Origin of the sequence: Helicobacter pylori (genome assembly GCF_030062585.1) — a bacterium.
In the GTDB taxonomy this organism is placed as follows: domain Bacteria; phylum Campylobacterota; class Campylobacteria; order Campylobacterales; family Helicobacteraceae; genus Helicobacter; species Helicobacter pylori_CN.
Map to the genome: position 1 here is coordinate 1,363,848 of NZ_CP071935.1, position 26,619 is coordinate 1,390,466.

Consider the following 26,619-nt stretch of genomic DNA (forward strand, 5'->3'; position numbering starts at 1 on the left):
ACCTTACTACCCATGCGAACATGAGCAACCACAACCCCCACCTTTCTTTCCGCCATGACCCCCATGACCGCCACAGCAACCTGTCCCACCGCCATGGTGTGAAGCTAAAATTTCTTCTTCGCTCACTTCTCTAAAACCTAAAACCTTGAAACGAAACGCTAAAGTTTTCCCAGCTAACGGGTGGTTATAATCCACCATCACATGCGTGTTGCTAAAGTCTTTGATAGTGGCTTGAATGGTTTGGTTGTCTTCAGTTTGCCCAAAAACGCTCATGCCTTTTTCTAATTCAATGCCTTCAAATTGATCTCTAGGGACTTCTTGCAAATAGCTGCTTTCATAAACCCCATAAGCTTCCTCTGGGGCGATAACAACCTCTTCCCACTCGCCAATTTGAGCCTTTAATACCGCTTTTTCTAACCCTGCTATGATCTGATTAGCGCCTATAATAAACTCTAAAGGCTCTTTAGAAATATTGCTGTCTAGCACAATGCTAGAGCCCTGCTCCCTCACTTCATATTCAATCAAAGCGGCTTGTTTGACTGATTCTAAATCATGGTTTTGCATGGTGGTGTTTCTCCTTGTTTTCTAAGATTTTTTGTGCCATTTTAGCTTGTTCGCTTGAAGGATACAAGTGTTGCAAAGTGTTTAAAAATTTATAATAGTTTTGATCGTCTTTGATTTTTTTAAACGACCATGCCGTATGCCACAAAAGCACAGGCATGTAAGACGCTTTTTTATTTAAAAGAGCGCTCTCTTTGTAATACTTGATCGCTTCTCTGTATTTCTTTTCTCCATAAGCCACTTCTCCAAGAACATAACGCACATAATAAAGTCTGTAACTATTGGCTTCTAACCACAACAAACGCTCTTTGGCTTCTGCATAGGATTTGTTTCTAAAAAAAGACAGAGCTTCTTGAAAAATCTCTTTTTGCTTGGACAAATCTTTATCAAACTCCACTTTCGCCTTTTCTTGGGTTTTTTTCTCTTGATTTTTTGAGGCTTCGGCTTTTAAAGAGGGGTTTTTATTGGCCGGAACGCTTGATTTGAGCGGCTTTTCAGCTTTTTCCTCTTGTTCTTTGAGGGCTTTTTGGATTAAGGCGATTTGTGAAACCAAATCCTGGCTTAACTTGGTCAATAATTCACTCATCTCTTTGTTTTGCTTGTCTAACTGCTGGATAGCTTGCTGGTTAGCGCGAATCTCATTCCTCAAATCCTCTAAAGTTTGCGATTGCTGCTTTAATGTGTTAGCTTGCACTTCTTGCGAGGCTTTTAAGGCTCGCAAGGATTCTTCTTGGGAAAGGATAGCGTTATTGAGATCTTTAATCTTATTAGCCTGCCCTTCATAAACGCTCCTTAGACCCTCTTGAGCTTGAGTGTTAGCCTCTACTTGCGAATGGATTTTGGTCAAAATATTAGAAAAATTCTTACTATTGACTTGCAACTGCTTGAGTTCTTTTTTAGTAGCCCCGCTTTGCAAATCAAATGCTGAAGGCTCCCCATTGAGAAAAAAGGGAGCGATAAAAGGGATAAAAAAAAGCCTTTTCATCCTAGAATTACTTCACTAATTTGACATCCACTCTTCTGTTTTCTTTGTAACATTCTCTAGTTTTTTGGGTGCATTTGGGTTTGGTTTCACCAAAACTGATGGTTTTGATCATATCTTTTTCTACCCCTTTAATGACTAAAGCGTTTTTCACGCTCAAAGTCCTTTTAACGCCAAGTGCTTGGTTGTATTCGCTAGAGCCAAATTCATCGGTATTGCCTTCCAAAAGCACTTGCATGTGGTTTTCTTTAGCTTTTTGCACAATCTCATCTAAAGTCTCTTGATCGGATTCTTTGATCTCATACTTGTCAAAATCAAAATAAATAGAAGCGATGATAGTCCCGCTCTCAATAGCCGGTTTTTCTTCAACCACTGGAGCTGGCTCTTGTTTAGGCTCTTCTTTCTCTGGAGCTGGTTCTGTAGTAACAGGTGCAGTCTGAACCGTTTTAGCGCTCACATCGCCAGCCACAGTCTTATTATCCATTTTATGACTACAGCCAGCTACCAATAAAAAAGCTACCAAGAAACTAAATGCAGAAGATCTCTTCATTATAAATTCTCCAAGAATCAAATTTTAATAAATGTAAATATTAACTCACATTCGCTTAATTTAACCTTACCAATCAAAGGCTTGTATTTTCACATTCTTTAAAGGGAATAAAAAACTCTGATTATAGTCTAGCAAAATAAGCCCCATGGCGTATTCTTGGGGTGTCTTTTTGATATACATGATATTTCTCCCATCCGTAGAAAAACGAGGCATCTGGTTAGAGCCATTCACGGTAAGTCTGCGGATATATTTGCTGTTTAGAGTGATCAGATTCAAATTAAACACCGTTTTGCCAAATTCATTAAGGTTTTCTCGGCTCACATACACAATACTATCTTTATAAGCGTCAATGGATTCATTGCTTCTTCCTTCATAAAGGAGTTGCTCCGCGCTTTCTTTTAACCCCAATTTCTTCATGTAGATGTTAGGATAACCGGATCTATCCGAAACAAAAGCCATAGACTTGTCATCTTCTAAAAACACTCCTGAAACATCTATCCCAGGATAGCGCGTTATTTTAGTTTTAGTTTTTTTATGCGTGTCATACAAATACACATCCGGTTGGCCATCAGGGGCTAAAGACATTAAGATTTTAGAGCCATCAGAACTCACGCTAGAGACCACAGCCATTCCTTGAGAGCTAGCGATATTCTCATGAGTGGCTTTTTGAATGTTGTATTTTAAAATCATGGGCGTTCTTTCGCCATACTGCGTGTAATAAAACTCCGTTTGCTCAGCGTTCGCCCATTTAGGGAAAATATTGAGCCTATTGTTTTTGATGATTTCTTTTTGATAACGCATCGTATAATCCGCTAGTGCGATGTTTGTGATTCCTGGTCCAATGTATTTAGAAAAAACGATCAGGCGCTTCATCCAAGCGATAGAAGGGGCTTTTAAATAATCATTCACCACAATGGCCATGTTGTGCGCTGCAAAAGGGTATAGATCTAAACTTACAATGGGGTAGTCAAAAGTCTTTTTGAGCGTTCCTGTATCCACATCATAAAGTTTTAATCGTGAAATTTTATTGCCGTTTTCTACCGCCACGCTCACAAGCGCTACAAGATGGACTTTTTTATCCTTGAGTTCTGCGTAATTGATAGCGCCTTGCTCTTTGTTTTGAGAAACATCAAAATGCTGGCTAGTCTTTAAATCGTTCGCTAAGACTTCATGCAATTTTAAAGCGTAATTGGCATCGTTGTCTATGGAGTAGCGCACTTCAATCTTAGGAAGTTTTTGAATGGTTTTAATAATATCTAGCGTTTTATCTGTTGCAAAAAGCCCTATAGCGCTTATTAAAAAAAGCCATAAATATTTCATTGTTCTTCCTTAGTGGTGAAATTAACTTTAATAGAAACCATGTTTCCTCCAGGATATGGGGGGAAATCCACTTTCTTTAAATCATCTAAAAGGGTCATCACGCTCTTGTTATAATCCTTAAAATCAGAGTAACTAAGAATGGTATAATCAAACTCTCCATCTTTAGTGATCATAATCAGCGCGCTCACTGAAGCCTTGTGATAAAAAACGCCCCTCCAGCCTTTATATAAAATCTGATAGATTTGAGCGTACCACTCTTGGTAAGCCTTTTCATCAACCCCATCTTGTTTAGGAATTTGCAAATCTAAAGTCTTGTTTTTAACGCTTTCTAATTTTTGCGTGAATTGATTCAAATTTTGTTGCAAACCTTTCAACATCTCTTGGTTTTCTTGGTTTTTTCTTAAGCGTTGCTGTTCTTTTAAACGCCTTTGCTCTTCTTCTTGCTCATTTTTTTGCTCATCTTTTTGAGCGTTTGTGTCTGTCTTTTCTTGAAAATCATTGAGTGAAGAAAAAATATTTTCAAGGCTTTCTTCAGGCTCTTCTTTGGGTTCTTCTTTAGGCTCTAAAAAATCGCCCTGTTTTTCCGTTACTTTTTCAATTTTTTCATTCTTTTTCTCGCTAGGCAGATCTTCTAAATTCAAGTCAATGGCTTGTTCGTCCTTTTTATTTAAACCTAAAAGGATTTTCTCCGCTTCTTTATTGTGCTTTTCTAGCAACAAACCATATAATAACAAAGCATAGAGCAAGAACGCTAAAAAGCCAGAAACAACAAAGATCGCGCTCTTACTCATGCAAATTAGCCCTACTTTTTAAGGACTTGTAATTAAAGAAACTTTTAAAAAACCCGCTTCTTTAATCGTTTTTAACAAATAAATCACTTTGTCATAGGTCAATCGCTTGTCCGCACGGATACTCACCCTAGTATCTTTATCGTATTTTTTAGAAAGCAAATTGAAAGTGTCCGGGAAAGAGTTGTATTCATAGGTTTGACTATCTATATAGATTTTTGCGTCTTTATCCATGCGTATCTCTATCACTTTATCTTGAGTGGCTCTAGCAGTTTTTGAACCAGAAGGCAAAGCAATCTCTTCTTTATAAGTGAGAGTGGGCGTCGTTACCATAAGAATAGCCAATAAAACAAGCATCACATCCACTAAGGGCGTGATATTGAGTTCTGGTTTGTCTTCATCCCAATAGTTATCATAATTCATAAAAACCTTCTAACTCCCTATTTAAGATATTTATAAAATCCCCTTAAAAGCTTTCTTTTTTAGAAGACAAAATATCCACTTGCATCTGCACATAAACCGATAAATCATACACCTTGCGTTTTAAAATCAAGTAAAAAGAATAGGCTGGAATGGCCGCTAAAATCCCTGCAGCGGTGGCAATAAGAGCCTTAGAAATAATGGGTGCGATCACTCCAAAAGAAGCTTGACCCAACGCGCCCAAATTGTTAAACGCTTCTAAAATTTCAACCACCGTTCCAAACAAGCCAATAAAGGGGGCTGTAGAAGAGATGATGCTCAACACCACTAAACCCGTCGTGCTTTGCTTAAGAACCTGGTGTTTCCAAGCCTGCAACAATTCATTAGAATACCTTTTGGTCTCATCATTTCTTTTTTTATTAAACATAAAATGCTCTGGAGCGTCTTGCACCCCATTAAGAATGTTAGACAAAGATTGCATCTCGCGCTTGAGTTCAATCTTTAACACAATGCTTTTATACAAAAAGACCCATAAAGTCATCACCAAATAAAGCGAAATCCAAACTAAAACAAGCGTGGTAACAAACCCGCTCTTATTGAAAAAATAAACGATTGAATCGAACATGATTATCCCCTTAAAGAGACTCAATCTTAGCCAGCACGCTAGAAACCGCTAACCTGTCAGAGCTTGCGTCCTCTAAAAGCCTTTTAGCCCTAGAAATCGCATCGTCTCTGTCATCTGATTCTTTTTTGATAAAGACCGCCCCATCGGCTAAAATATCCACATGCTCACCAGTCACTTCTGCATAGCCCCAACTGATCGCGATGTGTTCTCTTTGGCTCTCCGTTTCAATCTCAACCACTCCCGCCTGAAGCAAGGTGATCATGTTGCTATGCCCATAAAGCACCCCAAATTCCCCTTCCACTCCTGGCAACACAACGCTTTTAACCTCTCCTGTATAAACTTCCCCCTCAGGAACTACCACACTAATTTTCAACAAAGCCATCACAAAACCCTTAGGAATTTTTCATGTTTTTAGCTTTTTCTAAAACCTCTTGAATGCTGCCCACCATGTAAAACGCGTTCTCAGGAATATGATCGTATTTACCTTCTAAAATCCCTCCAAAGCCCTCTAAAGTCTCTTGGAGAGTCACGTATTTACCGGGACTTCCCGTAAACACTTCAGCCACAAAAAACGGCTGGGATAAAAACTTCTCAATTTTTCTGGCCCTTTCAACCGTTTTTTTATCCTCTTCGCTCAATTCGTCCAATCCCAAAATCGCAATAATATCTTGCAAATCCTTGTATTTTTGCAAAACTTGCTGGATACCGGTGGCGATTTCATAGTGCTTCTCGCCAATCATTTGAGGACTTAAAATCCTTGAAGTGGAATCCAAGGGATCAACTGCTGGATAAATCCCTTTTTCAGCGATCTTTCTATTCAACACCGTAGTCGCATCTAAGTGCGCAAACACCGAAGCAGGGGCTGGGTCAGTCAAATCGTCTGCTGGCACATACACCGCTTGAACGGAAGTGATAGAGCCATTTTTAGTGGAAGCGATGCGCTCTTGAAGTTTCCCCATTTCCCCGGCTAGCGTGGGCTGATACCCCACCGCTGAAGGGATACGGCCTAATAGCGCACTCATCTCTGCACCGCTTTGAGCGTATCTAAAGATGTTATCAATGAACATCAACACATCTAAGCCCTTTTCATCACGAAAATACTCCGCCATCGTCAAGCCGGTGAATGCGATGCGATTCCTAGCGCCTGGTGGCTCATTCATTTGCCCATAGCACAGCGCGACTTTGTCTAAAACGCCCCCTTCTTTCATTTCAAAATACAGATCATTCCCTTCTCTGGTGCGCTCCCCCACACCCGCAAACACTGAATACCCGTTATGCTTATAAGCCACATTGTGGATAAGCTCCATAATGATCACCGTTTTCCCCACGCCAGCCCCACCAAACAAGCCTACTTTACCGCCCTTAGAATAAGGCGCGAGCAAGTCAATGACTTTAATGCCGGTTTCAAACATTTCTGTTTTAGTGCTTTGTTGTTCAAAACTAGGGGCTTTTCTGTGAATGGGCCAAGTCAAGGACGGCTTAAGAGACTCTAAATTGTCAATGCTCTCGCCCACAACATTAAAAATACGCCCCAACACTTCTTCGCCCACAGGCACTTCAATCATCTTGCCACGAGCTTTGACGATCTGGTTACGCACCAAGCCTTCTGTCATATCCATAGCAATCGCTCGCACCCGATTACCGCCCAAATGGGCTGCCACCTCTAAAACTAAAGATTTTTGAGTGCCATTGACTTCAAAATTAATGTCTAGTGCTTCAAAAATCGCCGGTAGATAGGATTCAAACTCCACATCTACCACAGGGCCTAAAACCTGAATGATTTTACCTTCCATCGCTTTCATCGCTCCTTATTTTAATGTAATTTTTATTTTAGGGCTTCTACGCCAGCATTGATTTCTACTAGCTCGGTCGTAATCGCCTCTTGTCTGGCTTTATTATAAGAAATAGTTAAAGTTTTAACCAAATCTTTAGCGTTATTCGTCGCTGTATCCATAGCCTGCATTCTAGCACTATGCTCTGCGGCTAAAGAATCAATCAAAGCGTAGTATAAACTATACTCCACATATTTTTCTGCCAAAGAGTCTAAAATTTCATCTTCACTCCCGCTTGGCTCACTAGTAATAGTCTCTTGCGCCTCATTAGGATGAGGGTTTTGGTGGATGATTTTATACCCAATAGGCAAAATTGTTTTGACTCTTATTTCTTGACTGATCATGTTTTTAAAGCCATTATGAATGATGATGACCTTATCGGTTTTCCCACTCAAATAATCCTCTACCACTTTTTTCATGAATTCCTGCGCACGTTCATAATTAGGCATAGAACTCAAATTATTGATCTTGTCTAAAACCTCTATCCCGTTAAAGCTAAAATACTCATTACCCTTTTTACCAATACCGCGCAAACGCACTTTAATGTCTTTTTCTTTGTATTCATTCGTGCATGCTAAAACTTTTTTAATGGTATTGGTGTTAAAGCCCCCACAAAGCCCCTTATCAGCTGTGATAAAAATAATATCCACTTTTTTGATTTCAAGTCTTTCTAATTCCCTAAAATACTTGCTTTGAATGTCTTCAATCCCTTGATTTTTCATCTTGGATAGCACATCATCAAACACAGCGTCTAGTTTCAGTGCATACGCTCTGGAATTTCTTGCAACTTCTTCAGCTTTTCTTAGCTTGGAAGTGGAAACGAGTTTCATCGCATGCGTGATTTTTTGCGTGTTTTTAACGCTTCCAATTTTCTTTCTAATGTCTCTTAAATTCGCCATATTCTAGCCGTCTCCTACTCGCTATAAGTGAGCTTAAATTCCTCTAAGACTTTTCTTAGCATGGCTTCTAAATCCTTATCTAGCACTTTTTTAGTGTGGATTTCTTCTAAAACTTGAGGGTATTTTGCTTCCAAGAAAGGGTGCAGTTGCTCTTCAAAATCCACGACTTTTTTCACGCTCACGCTGTCTAAAAAACCTTTAGCCCCAGCGTAAATAATGACCACTTGCTTTTCAATGGGCAAGGGCGAATAAGGGGCTTGTTTGAGCACTTCCACCATGCGTTGCCCCCTTTCTAATTGCTTTTTACTCGCTTCATCTAAATCAGAAGCGAATTGCGTGAAGGCTTGCAACTCTCTGTATTGCGCTAAATCCAGGCGCAAAGTCCCTGAAACCTGCTTGGTCGCTTTGATTTGAGCGGCCCCTCCAACCCTTGAAACCGATAAGCCCACATTGATAGCCGGGCGGATTCCTGAATAAAACAAATCCGTTTCTAAGAAAATTTGCCCATCTGTAATAGAAATGATATTCGTAGGGATATAAGCTGAAACATCGCCCGCTTGAGTTTCCACAATAGGGAGTGCGGTCAAAGAACCCGCACCTTTTTCATCGCAAAGTTTAGCCGCTCTTTCTAAAAGCCGTGAGTGGATATAAAACACATCTCCAGGAAAAGCCTCCCTACCTGGGGGTCTTCTCAAAATCAAAGAAATCTCTCTGTAAGCGACAGCATGCTTACTCAAATCATCATAAACGATTAAGGCATGGCGGGCATGATCTCTAAAGTATTCCCCCATAGCCACACCTGAATAAGGGGCTAAATATTGCATTGCAGCTGAATCTGAAGCCGAAGCGTTGATCACGACGCTGTATTCCATCGCTCCGTATTCTTCTAATTTGCGGACCACTTGCGCGACAGTGGATTCTTTTTGCCCAATAGCCACATAGATACAGATCACATTTTGCCCTTTTTGGTTAATGATCGCATCGATCGCTACGGTGGTTTTACCGGTTTGTTTATCCCCAATAATCAATTCCCTTTGCCCGCGCCCAATAGGCACCAACGCATCAATGGCTTTAATGCCAGTTTGTAAAGGCTCATGCACCGATTTCCTGTCCATAATGCCTGGGGCTTTTTGCTCTATGAGACTAAATTCATTCGTTTCTATCTCACCCTTGCCATCAATAGGCTCACCCAAAGCGTTTAGCACACGCCCTACAACCGCATCGCCAACAGGAACTTTCATCAAACTCTTCGTGCGTTTAACGCTAGTCCCCTCTTTAATATTGTTGCCAAAACCAAACACAATCACGCCAACGCTATCTTCTTCTAAATTAGCCGCAACGCCTTTATCCCCTGTTTCAAACTCCAGCACTTCATACGACATCACACCATTTAAGCCATAAACCTTAGCCACACCATCAGCGTATGAAACGACTTTTCCTACTTCAGCCATATCGCAATCAAGTTCAAAATTCTTGATTTTTTCTTCAATAACCGAGCTGATTTCTTCCAATTTTAGTTGGGACATTATCTTTATCTCCTTAGATTGATTAAATAGATTGAATAACCTGTTTTTCTATTTTCTTTAAAATATCTTCTTTAGAAAAGCCTATTTCTAAATCCAGGCTTGAAACGCTCAAAGAAACCCCTTTTTTAGACCAAGTGTCTTGAGCGATTTCTACAGGGGCGTTAAAACGCGCTTGCAATTTTTGTTGCACGGCTTCTAGTTCACTATTTTCAAGCTTTTCTGGGACTAAAAGCGTGGCTTCTAAAGTCCTTTTAGAATCAAAGGACAGCTCTTCAGCGACTAATTCCAGCATGTCAAGCCTGTTATTTTTTAACACCACTTCCATTACAGGCTTTAAAATTGAACATGCTTTTGTGGGAGTTATTTTTTCTAAAACTTCTAACACAACCTCTTTTTTAACTTTTAAAGAAACATGGGCTAACACTTGATGGAGTTTGTGCAATTTTATAGCTTCTGCTAAATTTTTAAGCCCCACGACAATTTCTTCTAATAACGCCAAATTATCCTTAGTGTGGTTTTTCAACGCCTTAGCGTAATGCTTGGAGATCACTTTTAAATCTTGCATTTAAAGCCTTTGTTTCAAAATATTCACGCAATCTTGCGCATTGAAAGACACTTTTTTGCTCTCTCTTAGATCTTTAAAAACGCTTTCAACCAGCTCTCTTTTGATCTTTTTAACTTCTAAATCCATCAACGACTTAGAATTTTTGATCAAATTTTCCACATCTATTTTGGTTTGCAATTCGTATTTTTGCGTGATCGTGTAGGCTTCTTTATTCGCATCAGAAATAATCAATTCAGCTTTTTCTTTGGCTTGCTCTAATTCTTTAAGGAGTTTTTTCTTATTTTCTTTACTCACTTTGAGTTGGGCTTGAATTTCTTCTAAGCGTTTGGAGATTTCAAGGCTTTTGGAGTGTAAAAATGAACGCAATCTTTTAGCCAAAAAATACCACAAGATCCCCACAAACAAGAGAAAATTTAAAGATCGCTCTATAATGTCTGTTTGTGAAATATCCAATCCAGTAGCGTACAAAGGGCTTAAAAGGATCAAAAACCCTAACACTATTTTAACTAACACCATCTATCAACTCCCTAAACCCATAGCCACACGCTTGTTTAATTCGTCTTCAAATACCGGCATTTGCGCTTGCAATTGCTCTTTTAGCGCTTGCTTTTCATTTTGCAATTGCTTTGCGAACGCTTCAAACTCTTGATTGAGTTCGTTCTCTTTTTGCTTGATCACAGCGTCATAAGACTCTGTGGCTTTTTGAATCGCTTCTGCTAACATTTCTCTGCGCTTTTCAGCGGCTTCTTTAAGAAGAGTCTCAATTTGATGGCCAATCTCCACGCTTTGGGTGTTATCCGTTTTGATTTTAGCCAAGCTATCCTTTATCTCTGCCTGTCTGTTATCCATAAAAGCCAACAAAGGCCTATACACCCAAACATTCATCGCCCACAACAACAACACAAACACTACAAAAACGACCGCCATTAAATAGGGGTTAACCGATATATTCATGACCTATTTCTTTCATCCTAAAAATATTTGAAACTCGCACTTGTTATAAAAACATTAACTCTATCTTAACAAAAAATCGCTTAAAAATTGAGAATATCTAAGCGTTAAGACATCATTTTTTTCATAAAAGCCTCTAAAAGAGAATTTTCATAACATCGTAAAATGATTTTATTCCCTTTTAAAGCCGCTTTAAGCTTGTAACGATCCCACAAACTTTGATTCAAGCACTCTAATTCATCTTCAGCGATGAGCGTTTGGGTTTGCTTGAAACCATGTTTTTTATTGTCAAAATTTGCGTTTATTTTAAAATCACGTGCTAAATCTTCTGTTTGGCGCACGCTGAGTTTCTGCCCTATGATGGAATTTAAAATCAATTCTTGTTTTTCTTCATCCAAACCCACCAAAACTTTTGCATGCCCTGAAGTGATTTTTTCTTCTAAAAGAGCGTTTTGAACCTTAGAAGAGAGCGTCAATAAACGCATGATATTAGCCACATGGGCTCGGGATTTTTTAACGATTTTAGACAGCTCTTCTTGGGTCATTTGATAGCTTTCAAGCAATTCTTTATAAGATCTAGCCAATTCCAAAGGGTTTAAATCTTCTCGCTGGATATTTTCAATCAAAGCGACTTCACGCATTTTTTCTTGCTCAATATCCACAACAATCGCTTTAATCGTGGGCATTTTAGCCAATTTGCTCGCTCTTAGGCGCCTTTCACCAGCGATCAAATGGTAACGCCCGTTCTCACTCACCACTAAAACCGGCTGCAACAAACCATGTTCTTTAATGGATTGCGCTAACTCTTCTAAAGAATCTTCGCTAAAGATTTTTCTGGGCTGGTAAGGATTGGGCATCACCTCATCAATACCAAGCTCCACAACTCGATTCGCTCTTTCATACAGCCCTTGCTCATACACTTCATTAATTTCAGGGAAAATATCCGCTAAACCCCTACCCAACACTTTATTTTTTGCCATATGCTACCCTTGAAGAATACTTTGAGCTAATTTTTGATAAGCGATACTGCCATTAGATTTAATATCATAGAGCAAGATGGGCTTACCAAAGCTAGGCGATTCCGCTAGTTTCACGCTTTTAGGGATCATAATATACTCTCCTGTAGCTGAATCTCTAAAAAACTCTGAGTCAAAATACTTGAACAATTCCGCTAAAACCCCTTTTGTCAAATTGAGTTGAGGGACATGCATTGTGGGTAAAAACCCTCTGATTTTGAGCTTAGGGTTCGTGCTTTTTTGCAGCATTCTAATGGTGTTGAGCAATAATTTAGTGCCTTCAAGGGCGAAAAATTCGCATTGGATAGGAATGATCACCGAATGGGCTGCTGAAAGCGAATTGATCGTGAGAGGCCCTAGAGCTGGCGGGGAATCAATAATGATATAATCATAAAGTCCCACCACGCTCTCTAAGGCGTTTTTGAGCATGAGCTCGCCTCGTTTATTCTCATCTTGGCTATCATAAAAGGTTTTTTCAAACCCGGCCAAACCCAAATTAGAAGGCACTAGATCCAAAAAAGGCATTTGGGTTTTTAAGATCACTTGAGAAATTTGCTTACGACCAATCAACACATGATAAATATCATAATCAATTTTATCGCGCCTAAAACCCAAGCTTGAAGTGGCGTTGGCTTGAGGGTCAAAATCAATCAGCAAGATTTTTTTTTCATGCGCCGCTAAAGAAGCCGCTAAATTAACCGCTGTTGTCGTTTTGCCCACACCCCCTTTTTGATTAGCCACTGCAATGATTTCACTCATCATACTCACATCCTATCATAAATCTTACCTTTAATACAAATGCGACCGTCTTCTAACAATTCCGCATCTTTCAAACTCACCAATTCGCCCCAATCATTATGGAAACTAAAAGAGTTGCTTCTATGAAATTCTAACGCATACTTACTTAAAACTTCCCCCCAAAAAAGATTTTCTTCTATTTTTTTTAAAAAGCCCTCTATAATCAAATCATCGCTCGCGCCAATATCTAAACATGCCCATTTTGTTGAAACCCTATTCACGCCAATGCCGCACACCCGCATGCCTTTATAAACATTAACCAGCACGCCCCCTATTTTTTGACTCCCTAAATACAAATCGTTAGGCCATTTGAGCCAGGTTTGAGAGCCTAATTCTTTTAAAACTTCTTTGAATAAAAACCCCAAATACAAAGCGTTCGCTTGCATGGGCAAATCTTTAGGCAAATCGCTTGCGTTTAAAGCGAGTGAAAAAGTCAAAGCGCTTTTTGCACCCTCCCAAACATTCCCCCTACTGCCTATCCCAGCGCTTTGGTTTTTAGCCACAATCAAAATAGGGGCTTTGAGTTCGTTATTTTTAAGTTTTTCTAAAAGATAGGTTTGCGTGGAAGGCAGGCTATCAAAAACCCTTTTTTCACATTGTCTCATGCCAAAATACCGCCTACTTTCAAACGCTTGCCATTCAAATAATCCTTCGCTTTCAAGGGCTTTTTACCCACCGCTTGCAACTGTGCTATACGCACGCTGCCTTTCAAGCAGCCTACAAGAACGCCTTTTTCATCAATTGCTAAAATCTCGCCTTCCTTGTGGCTCTTTTCATTCTCCACCAACTCCACTTCTAAAAGTTTAAGGCTGTTTTCTAAAAAGATTTCTGGCCAACTCTTAAACGCAAGCGATTTTAAAAACAAGCTTTTAGCGTCTTTAAAACCCACTAAACCATCGGCTTTGGTGATTTTTTTACAAAAAGTAGCTTGCGTGTGATCTTGATGCTTTCTTGTGATGGAATGAAAATTTTTGAGCGTTGAAAGAAGTAAATCCGCTCCCATATGCGCTAATTTTAAACTTAAAGCGTCTAAATCCAAATAATCTTCTCTTAAAAAAGAAGCGTTCTCTAAAATATCCCCGCTATCCAACTCTAAATCCATAAGCATGGTGCTTATGCCATAAATCCTATCGTCATTGAGTATCATCTCATGAATGGGCGAAGCCCCCCTGTATTTGGGCAATAAAGAGGCATGCGCATTGATGCAAGGAGCGATGGTTAAAACCTCTTTAGACAAGATCTTACCATAAGCCACCACCACGATAAAATCAGGCTTTAGATCTTTTAAGATTTGAACTTCAGGCTCTTTCAAACTTTGTGGCTGGAAAATAGGGATATTTAAATGATTTTCTAAAATGTATGTTTTAGTCTCTGGGGCTTTCAATTCTTTTTTGCGCCCAAAAGGTTTATCTATTTGAGTGAATAGCCCCACCACTTCTATCTGGTTATTTTTATTTTCAACCAACGCCCTTAAGATCACTTCAGCAAAACCAGGCGTTCCCATAAATACGATACGCATGTTACCAACCCTTAATTTTTATCTTTTGTAATACCATACTTTCTTTCACGATCCTTAAAAGCTTTTTCGCCTCCCTCTAATTTTAATAAATCCTCTTTATATGCATCGCTCTCAATCATAAAAGACTGTGCAACTATCTTATTATTCTCATTTTTTAACTGAATAATTAGCTCTGCATCAGCGTTCAAAACAAAATTAGCGTTATGTGTGGCAAAAATAATTTGTCTTTTTTGTTTCTGCTTTTTAATTAGAGTAACTAAATAATTAGCGATTAAAGCGCTATCCAAGTGCGCTTCTGGCTCATCAATAATGATGGGGTTATTCCCTAAAGATAAAAGGACAACCAATACAGCCGTGCATTTTTGCCCAAATGAAGTTTCATTTAAAGCTCTTTTGTCATAACGGACTTCAAAAATTTTATATTTTTCAACATTCCTTAAATGTTTGAGAATGAGAAGCCGATAGATTTGAAAATGAATTTCTCTATCAAATATATCTTTCATGGTTTCATAAAATGCCGCTTTTTTATTGTCAATTGAGTTATAAAGCTCTTCTATAAATTCTGCGTGTTGCTTATTTATAATGTCTTTTAATCCAATTTCTTTTAAATATTCCTTGATTTTTGATTGGTGTTTTTGGATCTTAAAATCCTTATCCACCAACTTATCAAAATCCTCAAAAACCTCTTCAAAAATATCTTCATTCAAACGATATTCTATGGTAATTGGTTTCACTTCTTTGTGATTTTTTGAAATTTCTTCAAAAGCCGAATTGATTTTGCTTAATTTCTCATTGATTTGATCTTTAAATTCTTCAATATTTTTATCCATATCTTCATAAGAAAAATTCTCTATTTTGTTAGCGTTCTCTTTTATTTCATGCTTTAAATCATTAATATCCATTTTTATTTTTGCTAAATGGTCATTAGCGTTTCTAATATCTCCTATACTTTCATCGCTCACGCCTTTTTCTTTAAGAAATTCCCTAATCTCTTGGCTCAATGCTTCGCGTTCTGCTCCTAGCGTCCTTATTTTCTCATCTTCGCTTTTAAAACACCCGTTTTTTATATTTATATCTATCCGTTCAAGTTCCTTACAAATATCTTGTTTGAGTTGGTTATAGACCTTATCATAGCTATTTTCTTTCATGTTTTCTTTTGATTCAAAATTCACCACCCGTTTTAATTCTTTAATAAAAGTCAAAAATCCTTCTTTAGATTGTTCTAAATCAATGAGCGCTTTGCGTTTTTTTGCAATTTGTCTTTTTTTGTCCAAATAGTTTTTATCTGTAAAAGTGTTTATAATGCTTTGGTATTTCTTTCTTATTTTCTCGCTCTCTTTTAGTTGTTCTTCTAGCTTATTCTTTTCTTGCCAATATCTAATTTGCTCATCAAATTTTTCAATGCTTTTTGTAATTTGTTTTTCTAACTCCTTAGGTTTTCCACTTGACTTGCTATCTATTCGGTTAAAAATAGCCTCCGTGAATTTTGAGACATTAGTCGCAAATTCTTCTACCTCATTTTGAGCTAAATACTCTACGCTATCTACTATGTCTATGTCTGGTTGTATCTCTATATATTTTTGAATAGTTTCATGCTTTAAGCCTTTCACAAAACTATTATTTTTAATTGCTGAGGCTATCAATTGCAACAAAGTGCTTTTACCGCTCCCTCTACCCCCTATCACACAAGTAAAGTTCGGACTAAAAAATAGTGTTTCATTAAATCCTGCATAACAAAAAGGAGTATCGCCTTTTTCATTGGTAATTTTTATATCTTCATTAAAGTGCAACCCCACACAATCTATCTTATACAAAGGATCTTGAGGTTTCTCTTCATCAATGCTCACTCTTGTTTCTGGCTCATAAATAATTTGTTTTAACCCTTCAAAGGTTTTTTCAGCCTTTATCCAAGTGTATTTTTTCCCTATTTGCTCCTCTTCGTGGGCATCGCTGCTCTGTATGAGAGGTTTGTTATATTTAAGCCAATATTCTCTATCCTTTTTAAGGTTTTCTTGCTTATTTGATGAGTGGATTAAAAAATGCACTTTTTTAACTATTTTTTCATAATTACTGCTACTGCGAGAACTGCCATGCCCTCTTGATAAAAACCCTAATAAATACTTTCCTCTCAATTTTAAAGACTCTTTCTCTAAACATTCCAACAATTGATCAAAATTAACTACCGCTTTATCAAAATCATCTTTTTCTAAATCTGCAAGTTTTTTCTCAGTTCCACCAACATTGGCATCTGCATTCTTTAAAAAATTATCTATTTCTTGTTGTGTAACCTTATCTGAAAAAATAATATGGAAATCCAAACACTGATCTTCCTTATTTTGATAATCCAGCCTAACTTCTAAATTATAAAAAACCTTGATGCCTTTCTTTTCTATTTTTTCTTTTAAATCAAATTCTTTCTCATTAAACTTAAAATAGTTCGTTAATCCAATACAATCAATTTGGCTATCGCATAGTTTTTGTATAAACTCCTCTTCACAACATTGATACGCCTTATTTAAATATGTATATGGCGTATGCACATGCAAATCCCATTTATGCCAACTTGAACCTTTACTATGATCTTTATTGCCCATATTTTCTCCTAATATTACCTCAAAGCATACCACAAAGACTAAAACTAATCCTCTAAATCCCCCTCATCATACCCAAGCTCTAGCGCTTTCACTTGCCCTATCACATTACCTGCAATGCCCTTGATAGAGCCATACATGTTAATCGTACCCTCAAACACTTTTTCCATTTGCTTTTCCCTGCTTTTCCAAATCCTAGCCATCGCGCGTTTTTCGCTTTCTAGATCCGCTCTCAATTGCTCAAACCCCTCTATAATCGCATTCACTTGCATAGAAAATTCAGAGCTTGTCAAATAATGATAGAGCAGGTTCACTTTATCGCCCTTATTTTCCTGACTTTTTTTAGCCAAACTCACTTGAATAACCCCCTCTCTTAGCACTGTGCTCAACCCCTTAAACTCTTCAAACGAACACACCCACACCCCTTCAAATAACCCCATCCTCTCCATCTCTTTAGGCAGCGCTTCACTCACAATGACCCCCACATCAGCCCCAATCTCTCGCATGTCGCTTTTAAGCTTTTCCACCCAAGCTTTTTGGAATTCTTTGGTGCGTTTGCTCTCATAATAAATTTTCCCGCAATTTTGAAATTCCCTAGTATGCACCACTTGAATGCAATCGCCCCCTCTTTGCCCTTTTTTGATTTCTTCAATGCTATCTAGGGGGAATTTTTGCTTCAAAAACTCTTCAATCGCTAATTCTTGCACCTCGCCTTGGAGTTGCTGCGAGCTTAACTCCGCCTTTCTTTGAGCGTTTTTCAACTCGTTTCTTAACATTTCTAATTGCTCTTCTTGCTGTTTGAATTTCAATTCATTTTTTTCATGCAAGGCTTTTTCTATTTTTTCCCTTTCCAGATCCAATTTTTCATTCAATTTTTTTTCATTTTCAGCCTTCAATCGGCTCTCTGCTTCGTTATTTTCTCTTTTGAGCCTTTCAATTTCCGCTTCTTTCTGGTGCAATTCCTGAACTTGTTTGGACTTCTCGTCTAATTCTTTTTGCAACAATTCCAAGCCCTTTTGCTGCTCTAAAAAAGCGTTTTTTCTGGCTTCTTCAATGATTTTAGCCCTTTCATCTTGCAAGGCTAGCACGCTCGCTTGTTTGACTGCATCATCAAATTGAGCCTGTTGCTCTTTTGCCCGCTCTTTTAGGGCCTCTTCTTTTTGCTCTAAATTTTTGAAATAGCTTTGATACTGCGCTCTTTTTTCATTCACCTCTTTTTCAAACTCTCTTTGCTGGGCTAAAAACCGGCTTTGATTTTCTTGCTCAATCTGTTTGTATAGCGCTTCACTCACATTAATTGGCGCTTGACACTCTGGGCATTTAAAAGGAATGGTTTGATTTTCTTGCATGATTTTCCTTTAAGATTTGATTTTTTATATTTTATAACAGAATGGGATCAATTTAACTTAAGCAGGTTTTATCCAATAAGTTCAGTAAAATAGGGCTTTAATATGAAAGCAAGGACTTTTTCTTAGCGTTCCCGCAAACAACAAAAAATAAACAAGGTAAAAAATGCCCTTCGCATAAAAACTACATTGACCCATTTTAATACAGAATAAATATTACTCATTGTTAGATCCTTTTTTTTTCTTCTTCAAACTCTTTCACTCTAGCCCTAAAACGCAAGTTTTAAAGAACAATACGATGGGAAGAAGTCTTGCATTAGCATTACAAAAGGTATCTATCCCTAGACCCACATCGGCGCATAGAGCTTTACTCATCAATTATTTTTTAGAACAAGTTAGAACAAGTTATTTTACAAAGCCAATCTGATGAAAACAAAAGTATAAAACCAATTGCTTTTGGAAGTATTATCAAACTCAATCCACATAATGAAAATCCCCTATTAAAACCCTACAGCGTATTTATTGCGCTTTCTTGCACTCAATTCCATTATTCAGGCATGCACCTAGTTGCCCCCTATGAAAACGATTCTATTATTTTTGAATTATTGCATTGCATTGATTTTCAAGCACGCAATTTTGAATACCAACAACTTGTTCAATTAGATCCGAAAGAAATTAAAACCCAAATCCTTGAGCGTTTAAAACTCTAGAAATACAGGGCGTTAAAAAATTAAAATAACCACTCCCTTATATGCATTTCACAAAAAATAAAACTTAACACGCAAGAAATCAAAAACAAGAAACAAAACNTCACCGATCTGATAGCCTACGCTTGTGTAAAAGCCGTCGTCTTCAGCGTGGAGCAAAAACGAGAGAGAGAGAGAGAGTAAAAGGGTTTTTTTCATGTTTTCTCCTTTTTAAATTGGATTGTAGTATTAGGGATTTCATACATTAGAATGCATTTGTATTGGAATGCATTTGGAGTATTATAGCATAAAGCGTTTTTTTTTTTGTCATTTGGGGAAAATTTTGTCATTTTTTTGATTTTGACGCTTTTTGTGTGGTGTTAGCCCATAAAAAGGCTTTTAGCTTTTTTTAAGGTTAAATAGTAAAGAGCTTGATTTTGCCGTAATCTCTTTAAAAAGCGGTCTTTTGGGGCGTTTGCCCCTTATGGGTGAGAAAGTTTATTTCTTGTGAGAGAAATTGTGTGGGTTGCCTTTATCCCCAACATAAGCGATTTTGTCGCCTAAAATGTCATAAGCTTGACCAAAGCCTTTCACAAAACGCCCTTCTTTAAAATCCAATGCGATCAAATGGAAATCTTGCATGGCACGAATGGTTTTAATGCCCCTAGCGCCGCCGGTTTTTTCAATGAAAGAATCAAACGCTTTGTCAAACTCCGCCCCTCTTTCAATAAAACGAGCGTTGGTTTTATAACGCAAGCGTTTTCTCAAAATAGCTGATTTAGCCTTGCTCTCGTCTTCTAAAAACATCACTTCCACATTGTGGGGGTTGTTTTTAAGGCCCGCAAAATGCTCAGCCACTTCGCTCACATAAATGTAGTATTGTTTGCCATCGCTCATTAAAGGCGCATAAGAGCATACCACATGCCCATTAGGGTGTAAGGTCGCTAAACAAACAGAATCAAAGCCTTCTTTAAAAGCCTTAACTTCTTCTTCCACGCCTTTTAAGTCATGGGTTTTTTCCACGCTTTGGCACAATTCAATGATGGCGTTTTTGTAGTCTTTGGGGTCTTTAACTTCGTGGTTAAATTCAATCCTTAAGGTTTGATTGTGGTTATAACCAATCACAATACCTTGAGGATCCACGCTTTTAAAGGCGACATTTTCAGCGTGATGGACTTGCCCGAATTTTTTCAATAAACCTTTCATGTCTTCTACATGGTGAGCGTTCATGTGCTCTATAATACGATTAAGCAAAATATTCTCCTTAGTTTCAAAAAATAAGGGGAATGTTATAACAAAAAATTAAATATTGGCTTAATCTTTAGCGGAAATTTTGGTTTTGATTTCTATGCCTAAAAGTTTGAAAGCGTTGCTTAAGCTCAAGCTCACCATTAAACAAATTTTTAAAAGCTCTTTCGCTTTAGGGGTGTTTAAGATTTTGCCAGCGTTATAGAAGCGGTGGAATTCTGAAGCGAGAGTTTTTGCGTATTCGCATATTTTTTGCAAGCCGTATTCTTCAAAAGAGGATTCAATTGCTTTAGGCAAGCTTAAGGCGCTAAAAAGCAAGTATTTTTCTTCAGCGTTTAAATTTTTTAAAGGGGTTTGTAAGATTTCTTCTTTAGAAAAGGGGGATTTTTCTAGCATGGTGTGGATGCGCGAATTAGCGTAATGGATATAGTAAATGGGGTTTGAGCTGTCTTGCTTTTTTAAAGTATTGACATCAAATTCTAAATGAGTGTCAAGCCGTTTGCTCAAAAAAATAAACCTTAAAGCATCCTTACCCACATCATCAACCACATCTTTAATCAAAATGAAATTACCCGCTCTTTTACTCATCTTGTAAGGCTCGTTATCTTTGAGCAAGCGCACCATTTGAGCGAGTAAGACTTCAAGCTTGTTGGAATCATAGCCCAAAAACTCAAGGCTGGCTTTCACTCTAGCGATATAGCCGTGGTGATCTGCCCCCCAAATGTTGATATATTTGGTATAATTTTGCTTGAATTTTTCATCATGATAGACAACATCGCCGGTTAGATAAGTGTAGCTCTTATCTTCTTTAATGAGCACCCGATCGCTTTCATCTTGGTAGAGTGAAGATTTGAGCCAGATTTTAGAATCCTTTTCATAAAGGGCGTTCGCTTTTTCTAATCGTTCAAACACCGCATCTTTATGTTTAAAAATTTCTTTTTCGCTCGCATAGGAATCAAAATGAATGCCTAAAGCGTCTAAATTATCTTTAATTTCTAAAAGCATTAGATCCTTAGCGTAGCCGCTTAAAACTTCAATGATAGTTTCTTCGTTTTCTTTAAAAAGGCTTGGCTCTAAATCGTTGTTCGCCTTTTTAGCGATTTCAATGATGTATTCGCCTTTGTAAAAGACTTCTGGATAAGTTACGCTTTCTTTTAAAACATGCTCTCTGTAAGCGAGCCATACCGAAAGCCCTAACAAGCGGATTTGAGAACCCATGTCATTGACATAATATTCGCACAAAACTTCATGCCCTAAAAAGCGAGCGATTTTAGCCAAACTATCGCCAAAAACCGCCCCTCTAGCATGCCCTATGTGTAAAGGCCCTGTGGGGTTAGCGCTCACAAATTCTAAAAAGATTTTTTGAGAATGTTCGCTTTTAGGCTGAGAGCCAAATTGTTCTTTTAATTCTAAAGCCTTTTGGGTGAAACGCTCTAAAAGATCTAAAGAAAGCGTGAAATTGATATAGCCCTTACAAGCCACTACGCTGTCAAAAAACCCTTGAGTTTTTTCGTGCGTGCTGATTTTAAGGGCTAACTCTTCAGCGATAGCTAAGGGCGATTTTTTAAAAACTTTGGCGAGATTGAACGCAATGGGCGTAGCGTAATGCCCATGCTCTCTGTCTTTAGGGTATTCAATAATGACTTCTTCTTCTAAAATCTCTTCTAAAACGCCCTTAATGAGAGTGTGCATGCTTAACTTTCTTGTTTGCTTTTAATCTCGCTACTCTCATGCACTTTGGTTTGCGTTGCTTGAGCGTCTAGGGTTTTTGGCTCGTTTTTAGCCTCTTCTTCATCGTCTTTCACGGCTTTTTTGAAATTTTTAATCCCACTGCCTAAACCTTTAGCCAACTCTGGGATCTTTTTAGCCCCAAACAACAACACAATCACTAATAAAACAATGACCCAATGCCATATACTTGTGAATCCGCCCATATGTTACTCCTTAAACTATTGGTTGGTTTTTATTTGAATTATAGCTTTTTTAAAAAATAATTGATAGGTTTTATAAGGATTCGTTTTTCCAGGCCTTGCATATTTTTTCAAAATTAAACGCTTTTAAGCGATAGACTAAAGTTTTTGCGATGCTTAAGATGATTTCTTTGGATTTTTCTAAATCTTCATTGATGATGAGGTAATCAAAGCTTTCCAAGCACTGCATTTCCTTATAAGCGTTGATCAAGCGTTTTTCTATCGTCTCTTTAGAATCCGTCCCCCTTAAAAGCAAGCGCTCTTTTAAAATTTCTTGGTTTTTGGTGCTAATAAAGACTGAGCATGCGTTAGGGTAATGCTTTTTAAGGATCTCATGCCCTTGCACATCAATATCAAAAATGACGATTTTGCCCTCTTTTAAGGCTTTTTCTACAGGGATTTTAGAAGTGCCATAGTAGTGGTTATGCACGATCGCCCATTCTAAAAACTGCCCTTTTTCTATGCCTTGTTTGAATTCTTCTTCGCTGACAAAATTATAATGCAAGCCATCAACTTCGCCCTCTCTGGGTTTTCTCGTGGTGGTGGAAAGGGAAAAATGGGTTTTGGGGATTTTTTCTTGCAAATACTTTGTAAGGGTGCTTTTACCCGCTCCGCTAGGGCCTGAAAGGATGAGTAAATTAAAATCATTATGCATTAGGTTTTTTATCCTCTAAAGTGATTTTAATGCTTAAGGTTTTGTTTTCTAAAAGGCTTTTTAAGGACTCTTGATTCAGGCTTTTTAATAAATCCTGCAAATTCAAGCGCAATTCTAGGGGGCTGGAAGTTTTATCGCTTTCTTCTTTTTCTTGCGGGGTTTCTGTGTCGTTCTCATTCTTGGAGGTTTCTGTAACGCTCTCTTTAGGGGTTTCTGTGGCGTTTTCATTATTAGGGGTTTTTGCAACACTTTCATTCAAAAAGGGCAATTCTTCCCCCATCGCTTTAGCCATCACCGGCTCAGGAATGTCTTCAATGCTTTCGTAATGGTCTTCTTGGGGCGTTTCATCTTGGGTTTCTTGGGTTTCTAATTCTTGTAAATTTTGTGCGCTTTCTTGCGTGTTTTCATCTTTGGGGGTTTCGTTTTCTTGGAGTTTTTCATCTTGGACTTCTAATTCTTGGGGTGTTTCATCTTGGGTTTCTTGGATTTCTTTTTCTTGGGGCGTTTCTGCGTTTTCTTGTTTTTCTAATTCTTGTGCTTGGGTTTCTTGGAGAGCTTCTGCACTTTCTTGCGTTTTTTCTTTAGGAATTTCTAATTCTTGCGCTTGGGTTTTTTCGGTAACAACTTCTTGGATTTCTTTATCTTGTGGAATTTCTGTGCTTTCTTGCGTTTTTTCTTTATTCTCTTGGCCGTTAGAGTTTTCTTGGATTTCTTTGACTAATTCTTGCATGGCCTCTAATTCTTGCGTGCTTGGGGAATCTTGTGTTTCTTCTTGTTTTTCCTCTTTAATTTCTTGTGTTTCTTCTTTGATTGGCTCTTGTTCTTTGACTTGCTCTTCTTGCGTTTCTTCTTTAGGGATTTCTAATTTTTCTTGCGTTTCCAACTCTTTAGAAACTTCTCCATCTTTAGAGGTTTCACCCTCTTGCGTTTCATCATCTTTAGGCTTTTCTTCTTCTTGGGGCGTTTCTTTAATCTCTTCTTTTTCTTCTTGTGCATCTAAAGTGGGGAGTAGTTGCTCTTCATTATTAGGCTCTTCTTTGGCGAGAGCTTCTAAATCGCCTAAATTTTCTAATTCGTCCCAATTGGTTTCTAAAACTTCTTGAGTTGGGTCTAAATTCTGGCTAGGCTCTAGCTCGCTCATGTCAGAACCAAGCTTTTTTTGAAGGACTTTCAACATTTCAGTGGGTAAAAAAGGTTTTTTGATTTTCATCTCAAAGCCCTCTAAAAAGGGCTGCATTTCATTGCCTTTTTTATACATGCACACGCTGTTTTTATTTTGAGAGATGGTTTCTTTTAATTCTAGCCAATCCACTTGGTCTAGTTTTTCCAAACATTCATCATCGGCTATCAAAAGCCATTCTGGATCTCCTTTAAGGCATGCGGATAACTCTTGATAGTGGTTAAAATTTTCTATAGATAATTCTAATTTCTTAGAAACACTCTCAAGCAGCTTTTCAATCATGGGGTTTTGGTTGAATAGAATCATTTTCATTTTAGGAACTCCTTATTTACAAGAAACGCTTTTTAAGCCTATCAATTTTCATCGCTTTTTTTAAATTTTTTATTATAATCAAAAATACAATCAAAAATCCACTGGGTTGGTTATTTTTATCGCATTATTTAATAAGGATCATTTGATGTTCAACAAATTTAAAAAAATCGTTGGCGTGGGTGTGTTAGTGGGCTGTTTAGGGGTTTTGCAAGCTAAAAACAGCTTATTTGTCTTACCTTATGAGCAAAAAGACGCTTTGAATGCTTTAGTTTCTGGCATTAGTAACGCTAGAGAGAGCGTGCAAATCGCTATCTATAGTTTCACGCACAGAGATATTGCAAGAGCCATTAAAAGCGTAGCGAGTAGGGGGATTAAGGTGCAAATCATTTATGATTATGAAAGCAATCATAATAACAAGCAATCCACTATTGGCTATTTAGACAAATACCCTAACACGAAAGTGTGCTTATTGAAAGGGCTTAAGGCTAAAAACGGGAATTATTACGGCATCATGCACCAGAAAGTAGCGATCATTGATGATAAGATCGTGTTTTTAGGCTCAGCGAATTGGAGCAAAAACGCTTTTGAAAACAATTACGAAGTGCTTTTAAAAACCGATGACACAGAGACAATTCTCAAAGCCAAGAGTTACTATCAAAAGATGTTAGGGAGTTGCGTTGGGTTTTAAAAGCCCTTTTAGAAGTGGTAATTATACCCCACATAAAAGGCAAAGACCCTACGCATTTGAACCTTGAGCGCATCAGTAGTGTAGTATTTGTTATTAATGGTGGGGAATTTAAAGCCGATTTCAAATTCATGTTCATCTACAAATAAAGCCTTGAGGCCAAAGTTAAAGAGGAATTGAAAAGAAGTGTTATCAACCGCACTGCTGTTAGTGATGCCTAACAATTCCTGCCCTTTACTGCCAATATACCAGCTATTCCCCGCAATCGCAATCCCCCCAAAAACGCCAATATCCACGCTAATGTCATCTTGATAGAAACTCCCTTGGAAGAAATTCCACACCGCATCCACGCCCACGCCATAAGTGATCATGTTATTGCCGCCATAATAGCCTTTAGGGTATCTCATGCCATAGCCTTGCCAATCTAAAAAAGCAAAATAGCGCAAACCCAAGATTTTATCCGGATGGAAAAAGTGGTTATAGCCCATGACTAAGCCAATCCCATTAGATCCCATGTTGGTGAGCTTTTTAACGCTATTAACGCTAGTTATGATATTGGTGTAACCGGTTTGATAGTTAGTCACTTCTCTAACTTCATGGATATTAGTCATTAAATTGATAGAACCTGTTTGGTAATTGAATCCCATATACAAATTTTTTGTCCAAGAAGGCGCTGCGCTTTCTTCTTTAGCTACTAAGGCGTGTGTCAGTAAGCTTGCGCCAACTAACATTTTTAACAAGGTTCTCAATTTTATCTCCTGCATAGTAAGTTTCATTATAAAGATCTAAATTTTACAACAACTTACTCAAAATTAAGCATTTATTCTTTATAAGAGAGTATAATTTAGGGCTTAAAATAACTCAAAAGTAAGGCTAGTGGATGAAAAAAGCGCTTTATTTAGGGGCTGTTGCGTTTAGCGTTATATTCAGCATGGCATCAGCCAATGAGCCAAAAATTGATTTTAACCCTCCTAATTATGTAGAAGAAACCCCCTCTAAAGAATTTATCCCTGAATTGAACAAGTTGGGGAGTTTGTTTGGGCAGGGTGAGCGCCCTTTATTTGCAGACAGGAGGGCGATGAAGCCTAACGATTTGATCACAATCATTGTCTCTGAAAAAGCGAGCGCGAATTATTCCAGCTCTAAAGATTATAAAAGCGCTTCAGGGGGTAATTCCACGCCCCCAAGACTCACTTATAACGGCTTAGATGAGAAAAAGAAAAAAGAAGCGGAGTATTTAGACGATAAGAATAATTACAATTTCACCAAATCCAGCAATAACACGAATTTTAAAGGCGGCGGCTCGCAAAAAAAGAGCGAAGATTTAGAAATCGTGTTGAGCGCTCGAATCATTAAGGTGCTAGAAAACGGGAATTATTTCATCTATGGGAATAAGGAAGTGCTAGTGGATGGGGAAAAGCAAATCCTTAAGGTGAGTGGGGTGATCCGCCCTTATGATATTGAAAGGAATAACACCATCCAATCCAAGTTTTTAGCTGACGCTAAGATTGAATACACGAATTTAGGGCATTTGAGCGATTCCAACAAAAAGAAATTCGCTGCTGATGCGATGGAAACCCAAATGCCTTATTAA

Annotated in this window: 28 protein-coding genes and 1 pseudogene; 3 read left to right on the plus strand and 26 right to left on the minus strand. The window is 38.0% G+C overall.

Features of this window, described 5'->3' with window-relative positions:
- Positions 1–6: 6 nt before the first annotated feature.
- The 20 genes from J5F42_RS06555 to J5F42_RS06650 all read right to left on the minus strand — a co-directional run bounded on the left by J5F42_RS06555 (position 7) and on the right by J5F42_RS06650 (position 18,292).
- Positions 7–564 (minus strand): FKBP-type peptidyl-prolyl cis-trans isomerase, encoded by a 558-nt coding sequence (locus J5F42_RS06555; RefSeq protein WP_078261266.1) that lies wholly within the window; start codon positions 562–564, stop codon positions 7–9.
- Positions 551–1,546: a hypothetical protein gene (locus J5F42_RS06560; protein WP_097689817.1), complete on the minus strand. Its 996-nt coding sequence runs from the start codon at positions 1,544–1,546 to the stop codon at positions 551–553. Before J5F42_RS06560 ends, J5F42_RS06555 begins: the two co-directional genes overlap by 14 nt.
- Before the next feature lie 7 nt (positions 1,547–1,553).
- Positions 1,554–2,093, minus strand: coding sequence for an outer membrane protein Omp18 (locus tag J5F42_RS06565; protein ID WP_078249486.1), 540 nt, complete (start codon positions 2,091–2,093; stop codon positions 1,554–1,556).
- Positions 2,094–2,159: 66 nt separating this feature from the next.
- Positions 2,160–3,413, minus strand: coding sequence for a Tol-Pal system protein TolB (gene tolB, locus J5F42_RS06570; RefSeq protein WP_097559714.1), 1,254 nt, complete (start codon positions 3,411–3,413; stop codon positions 2,160–2,162).
- Positions 3,410–4,204, minus strand: a complete 795-nt coding sequence (locus J5F42_RS06575; protein ID WP_097699045.1) for an energy transducer TonB — start codon at positions 4,202–4,204, stop codon at positions 3,410–3,412. Before J5F42_RS06575 ends, tolB begins: the two co-directional genes overlap by 4 nt.
- 18 nt (positions 4,205–4,222) lie before the next feature.
- Complete coding sequence (locus J5F42_RS06580; RefSeq protein WP_001105112.1) at positions 4,223–4,624, minus strand: ExbD/TolR family protein; 402 nt, start codon at positions 4,622–4,624, stop codon at positions 4,223–4,225.
- 43 nt (positions 4,625–4,667) lie between these two features.
- Entirely contained in the window at positions 4,668–5,246 is a 579-nt protein-coding gene (locus J5F42_RS06585) for a MotA/TolQ/ExbB proton channel family protein (RefSeq protein ID WP_097699044.1), read from the minus strand.
- A gap of 10 nt (positions 5,247–5,256) precedes the next feature.
- A complete protein-coding gene (gene atpC / locus J5F42_RS06590) occupies positions 5,257–5,628 on the minus strand; it encodes an ATP synthase F1 subunit epsilon (protein ID WP_164863130.1) in 372 nt (123 codons plus the stop codon).
- A gap of 10 nt (positions 5,629–5,638) precedes the next feature.
- On the minus strand, positions 5,639–7,039 hold the full coding sequence (gene atpD, locus J5F42_RS06595) for a F0F1 ATP synthase subunit beta (RefSeq protein ID WP_001879504.1): 1,401 nt from the start codon (positions 7,037–7,039) through the stop codon (positions 5,639–5,641).
- Between the two features lie 32 nt (positions 7,040–7,071).
- Positions 7,072–7,977: an ATP synthase F1 subunit gamma gene (gene atpG, locus J5F42_RS06600; RefSeq protein ID WP_097699042.1), complete on the minus strand. Its 906-nt coding sequence runs from the start codon at positions 7,975–7,977 to the stop codon at positions 7,072–7,074.
- 14 nt (positions 7,978–7,991) lie between these two features.
- Positions 7,992–9,503, minus strand: a complete 1,512-nt coding sequence (gene atpA / locus J5F42_RS06605; protein WP_079356542.1) for a F0F1 ATP synthase subunit alpha — start codon at positions 9,501–9,503, stop codon at positions 7,992–7,994.
- Between the two features lie 22 nt (positions 9,504–9,525).
- Positions 9,526–10,068, minus strand: a complete 543-nt coding sequence (locus J5F42_RS06610) for a F0F1 ATP synthase subunit delta (protein ID WP_079356541.1) — start codon at positions 10,066–10,068, stop codon at positions 9,526–9,528.
- Positions 10,069–10,584 carry a F0F1 ATP synthase subunit B gene (locus J5F42_RS06615; protein ID WP_000244687.1) on the minus strand — a complete coding sequence of 172 codons (516 nt, stop codon included), beginning with the start codon at positions 10,582–10,584 and terminating at the stop codon, positions 10,069–10,071.
- A gap of 3 nt (positions 10,585–10,587) precedes the next feature.
- Entirely contained in the window at positions 10,588–11,022 is a 435-nt protein-coding gene (locus J5F42_RS06620; protein WP_001027627.1) for a FoF1 ATP synthase subunit B', read from the minus strand.
- 104 nt (positions 11,023–11,126) lie between these two features.
- A complete protein-coding gene (locus tag J5F42_RS06625) occupies positions 11,127–11,999 on the minus strand; it encodes a ParB/RepB/Spo0J family partition protein (RefSeq protein WP_021175468.1) in 873 nt (290 codons plus the stop codon).
- A 3-nt stretch (positions 12,000–12,002) separates the two neighbouring features.
- Complete coding sequence (soj, locus tag J5F42_RS06630; protein ID WP_001879503.1) at positions 12,003–12,794, minus strand: chromosome partitioning ATPase Soj; 792 nt, start codon at positions 12,792–12,794, stop codon at positions 12,003–12,005.
- A 5-nt stretch (positions 12,795–12,799) separates the two neighbouring features.
- The gene (locus tag J5F42_RS06635) at positions 12,800–13,438 is read right to left on the minus strand and encodes a biotin--[acetyl-CoA-carboxylase] ligase (protein ID WP_283491256.1); all 639 of its coding nucleotides are present in this window, start codon (positions 13,436–13,438) and stop codon (positions 12,800–12,802) included.
- Positions 13,435–14,352, minus strand: a complete 918-nt coding sequence (fmt, locus tag J5F42_RS06640) for a methionyl-tRNA formyltransferase (RefSeq protein ID WP_283491257.1) — start codon at positions 14,350–14,352, stop codon at positions 13,435–13,437. The genes J5F42_RS06635 and fmt overlap by 4 nt, the downstream gene beginning before the upstream one ends.
- 11 nt (positions 14,353–14,363) lie before the next feature.
- Positions 14,364–16,946 (minus strand): TrlF family AAA-like ATPase, encoded by a 2,583-nt coding sequence (locus J5F42_RS06645; RefSeq protein ID WP_283491258.1) that lies wholly within the window; start codon positions 16,944–16,946, stop codon positions 14,364–14,366.
- Positions 16,947–16,990: 44 nt separating this feature from the next.
- Positions 16,991–18,292, minus strand: a complete 1,302-nt coding sequence (locus tag J5F42_RS06650; protein WP_283491259.1) for a DUF2130 domain-containing protein — start codon at positions 18,290–18,292, stop codon at positions 16,991–16,993.
- Between the two features lie 295 nt (positions 18,293–18,587).
- On the opposite strand from J5F42_RS06650, the pseudogene J5F42_RS06655 reads away from it, so the two are divergent.
- Positions 18,588–18,999 (plus strand): annotated as a pseudogene (locus J5F42_RS06655) (hypothetical protein).
- 474 nt (positions 19,000–19,473) lie between these two features.
- Here J5F42_RS06655 and J5F42_RS06660 read toward each other — a convergent pair.
- The 5 genes from J5F42_RS06660 to J5F42_RS06680 form a co-directional block, all read right to left on the minus strand.
- Positions 19,474–20,229, minus strand: a complete 756-nt coding sequence (locus tag J5F42_RS06660) for a HugZ family heme oxygenase (RefSeq protein ID WP_283491260.1) — start codon at positions 20,227–20,229, stop codon at positions 19,474–19,476.
- Positions 20,230–20,289: 60 nt separating this feature from the next.
- Positions 20,290–21,915: an arginine--tRNA ligase gene (gene argS, locus J5F42_RS06665; RefSeq protein WP_097699469.1), complete on the minus strand. Its 1,626-nt coding sequence runs from the start codon at positions 21,913–21,915 to the stop codon at positions 20,290–20,292.
- Between the two features lie 2 nt (positions 21,916–21,917).
- Positions 21,918–22,157 carry a twin-arginine translocase TatA/TatE family subunit gene (gene tatA / locus J5F42_RS06670; RefSeq protein WP_000508588.1) on the minus strand — a complete coding sequence of 80 codons (240 nt, stop codon included), beginning with the start codon at positions 22,155–22,157 and terminating at the stop codon, positions 21,918–21,920.
- A 70-nt stretch (positions 22,158–22,227) separates the two neighbouring features.
- Positions 22,228–22,848 carry a guanylate kinase gene (gmk, locus tag J5F42_RS06675; protein ID WP_000551231.1) on the minus strand — a complete coding sequence of 207 codons (621 nt, stop codon included), beginning with the start codon at positions 22,846–22,848 and terminating at the stop codon, positions 22,228–22,230.
- On the minus strand, positions 22,841–24,340 hold the full coding sequence (locus J5F42_RS06680) for a midas domain-containing protein (RefSeq protein WP_097699470.1): 1,500 nt from the start codon (positions 24,338–24,340) through the stop codon (positions 22,841–22,843). Before J5F42_RS06680 ends, gmk begins: the two co-directional genes overlap by 8 nt.
- Positions 24,341–24,485: 145 nt before the next feature.
- On the opposite strand from J5F42_RS06680, the gene J5F42_RS06685 reads away from it, so the two are divergent.
- Entirely contained in the window at positions 24,486–25,028 is a 543-nt protein-coding gene (locus tag J5F42_RS06685) for a phospholipase D-like domain-containing protein (protein ID WP_078215875.1), read from the plus strand.
- Between the two features lie 8 nt (positions 25,029–25,036).
- On the opposite strand, the gene J5F42_RS06690 is transcribed toward J5F42_RS06685, so the two are convergent.
- Positions 25,037–25,774 carry an outer membrane protein gene (locus J5F42_RS06690; protein ID WP_001878238.1) on the minus strand — a complete coding sequence of 246 codons (738 nt, stop codon included), beginning with the start codon at positions 25,772–25,774 and terminating at the stop codon, positions 25,037–25,039.
- A gap of 131 nt (positions 25,775–25,905) precedes the next feature.
- On the opposite strand from J5F42_RS06690, the gene flgH reads away from it, so the two are divergent.
- The gene (flgH, locus tag J5F42_RS06695; RefSeq protein WP_001921802.1) at positions 25,906–26,619 is read left to right on the plus strand and encodes a flagellar basal body L-ring protein FlgH; all 714 of its coding nucleotides are present in this window, start codon (positions 25,906–25,908) and stop codon (positions 26,617–26,619) included.

Coding starts and splice junctions, on each gene's coding strand:
- J5F42_RS06555 (WP_078261266.1), bottom strand. CDS start 564: ATGCAAAACCATGATTTAGAATCAGTCAAACAAGCCGCTTTGATTGAA.
- J5F42_RS06560 (WP_097689817.1), bottom strand. CDS start 1,546: ATGAAAAGGCTTTTTTTTATCCCTTTTATCGCTCCCTTTTTTCTCAAT.
- J5F42_RS06565 (WP_078249486.1), bottom strand. CDS start 2,093: ATGAAGAGATCTTCTGCATTTAGTTTCTTGGTAGCTTTTTTATTGGTA.
- tolB (WP_097559714.1), bottom strand. CDS start 3,413: ATGAAATATTTATGGCTTTTTTTAATAAGCGCTATAGGGCTTTTTGCA.
- J5F42_RS06575 (WP_097699045.1), bottom strand. CDS start 4,204: ATGAGTAAGAGCGCGATCTTTGTTGTTTCTGGCTTTTTAGCGTTCTTG.
- J5F42_RS06580 (WP_001105112.1), bottom strand. CDS start 4,624: ATGAATTATGATAACTATTGGGATGAAGACAAACCAGAACTCAATATC.
- J5F42_RS06585 (WP_097699044.1), bottom strand. CDS start 5,246: ATGTTCGATTCAATCGTTTATTTTTTCAATAAGAGCGGGTTTGTTACC.
- atpC (WP_164863130.1), bottom strand. CDS start 5,628: ATGGCTTTGTTGAAAATTAGTGTGGTAGTTCCTGAGGGGGAAGTTTAT.
- atpD (WP_001879504.1), bottom strand. CDS start 7,039: ATGGAAGGTAAAATCATTCAGGTTTTAGGCCCTGTGGTAGATGTGGAG.
- atpG (WP_097699042.1), bottom strand. CDS start 7,977: ATGGCGAATTTAAGAGACATTAGAAAGAAAATTGGAAGCGTTAAAAAC.
- atpA (WP_079356542.1), bottom strand. CDS start 9,503: ATGTCCCAACTAAAATTGGAAGAAATCAGCTCGGTTATTGAAGAAAAA.
- J5F42_RS06610 (WP_079356541.1), bottom strand. CDS start 10,068: ATGCAAGATTTAAAAGTGATCTCCAAGCATTACGCTAAGGCGTTGAAA.
- J5F42_RS06615 (WP_000244687.1), bottom strand. CDS start 10,584: ATGGTGTTAGTTAAAATAGTGTTAGGGTTTTTGATCCTTTTAAGCCCT.
- J5F42_RS06620 (WP_001027627.1), bottom strand. CDS start 11,022: ATGAATATATCGGTTAACCCCTATTTAATGGCGGTCGTTTTTGTAGTG.
- J5F42_RS06625 (WP_021175468.1), bottom strand. CDS start 11,999: ATGGCAAAAAATAAAGTGTTGGGTAGGGGTTTAGCGGATATTTTCCCT.
- soj (WP_001879503.1), bottom strand. CDS start 12,794: ATGAGTGAAATCATTGCAGTGGCTAATCAAAAAGGGGGTGTGGGCAAA.
- J5F42_RS06635 (WP_283491256.1), bottom strand. CDS start 13,438: ATGAGACAATGTGAAAAAAGGGTTTTTGATAGCCTGCCTTCCACGCAA.
- fmt (WP_283491257.1), bottom strand. CDS start 14,352: ATGCGTATCGTATTTATGGGAACGCCTGGTTTTGCTGAAGTGATCTTA.
- J5F42_RS06645 (WP_283491258.1), bottom strand. CDS start 16,946: ATGGGCAATAAAGATCATAGTAAAGGTTCAAGTTGGCATAAATGGGAT.
- J5F42_RS06650 (WP_283491259.1), bottom strand. CDS start 18,292: ATGCAAGAAAATCAAACCATTCCTTTTAAATGCCCAGAGTGTCAAGCG.
- argS (WP_097699469.1), bottom strand. CDS start 21,915: ATGCACACTCTCATTAAGGGCGTTTTAGAAGAGATTTTAGAAGAAGAA.
- tatA (WP_000508588.1), bottom strand. CDS start 22,157: ATGGGCGGATTCACAAGTATATGGCATTGGGTCATTGTTTTATTAGTG.
- gmk (WP_000551231.1), bottom strand. CDS start 22,848: ATGCATAATGATTTTAATTTACTCATCCTTTCAGGCCCTAGCGGAGCG.
- J5F42_RS06680 (WP_097699470.1), bottom strand. CDS start 24,340: ATGAAAATGATTCTATTCAACCAAAACCCCATGATTGAAAAGCTGCTT.
- J5F42_RS06685 (WP_078215875.1), top strand. CDS start 24,486: ATGTTCAACAAATTTAAAAAAATCGTTGGCGTGGGTGTGTTAGTGGGC.
- flgH (WP_001921802.1), top strand. CDS start 25,906: ATGAAAAAAGCGCTTTATTTAGGGGCTGTTGCGTTTAGCGTTATATTC.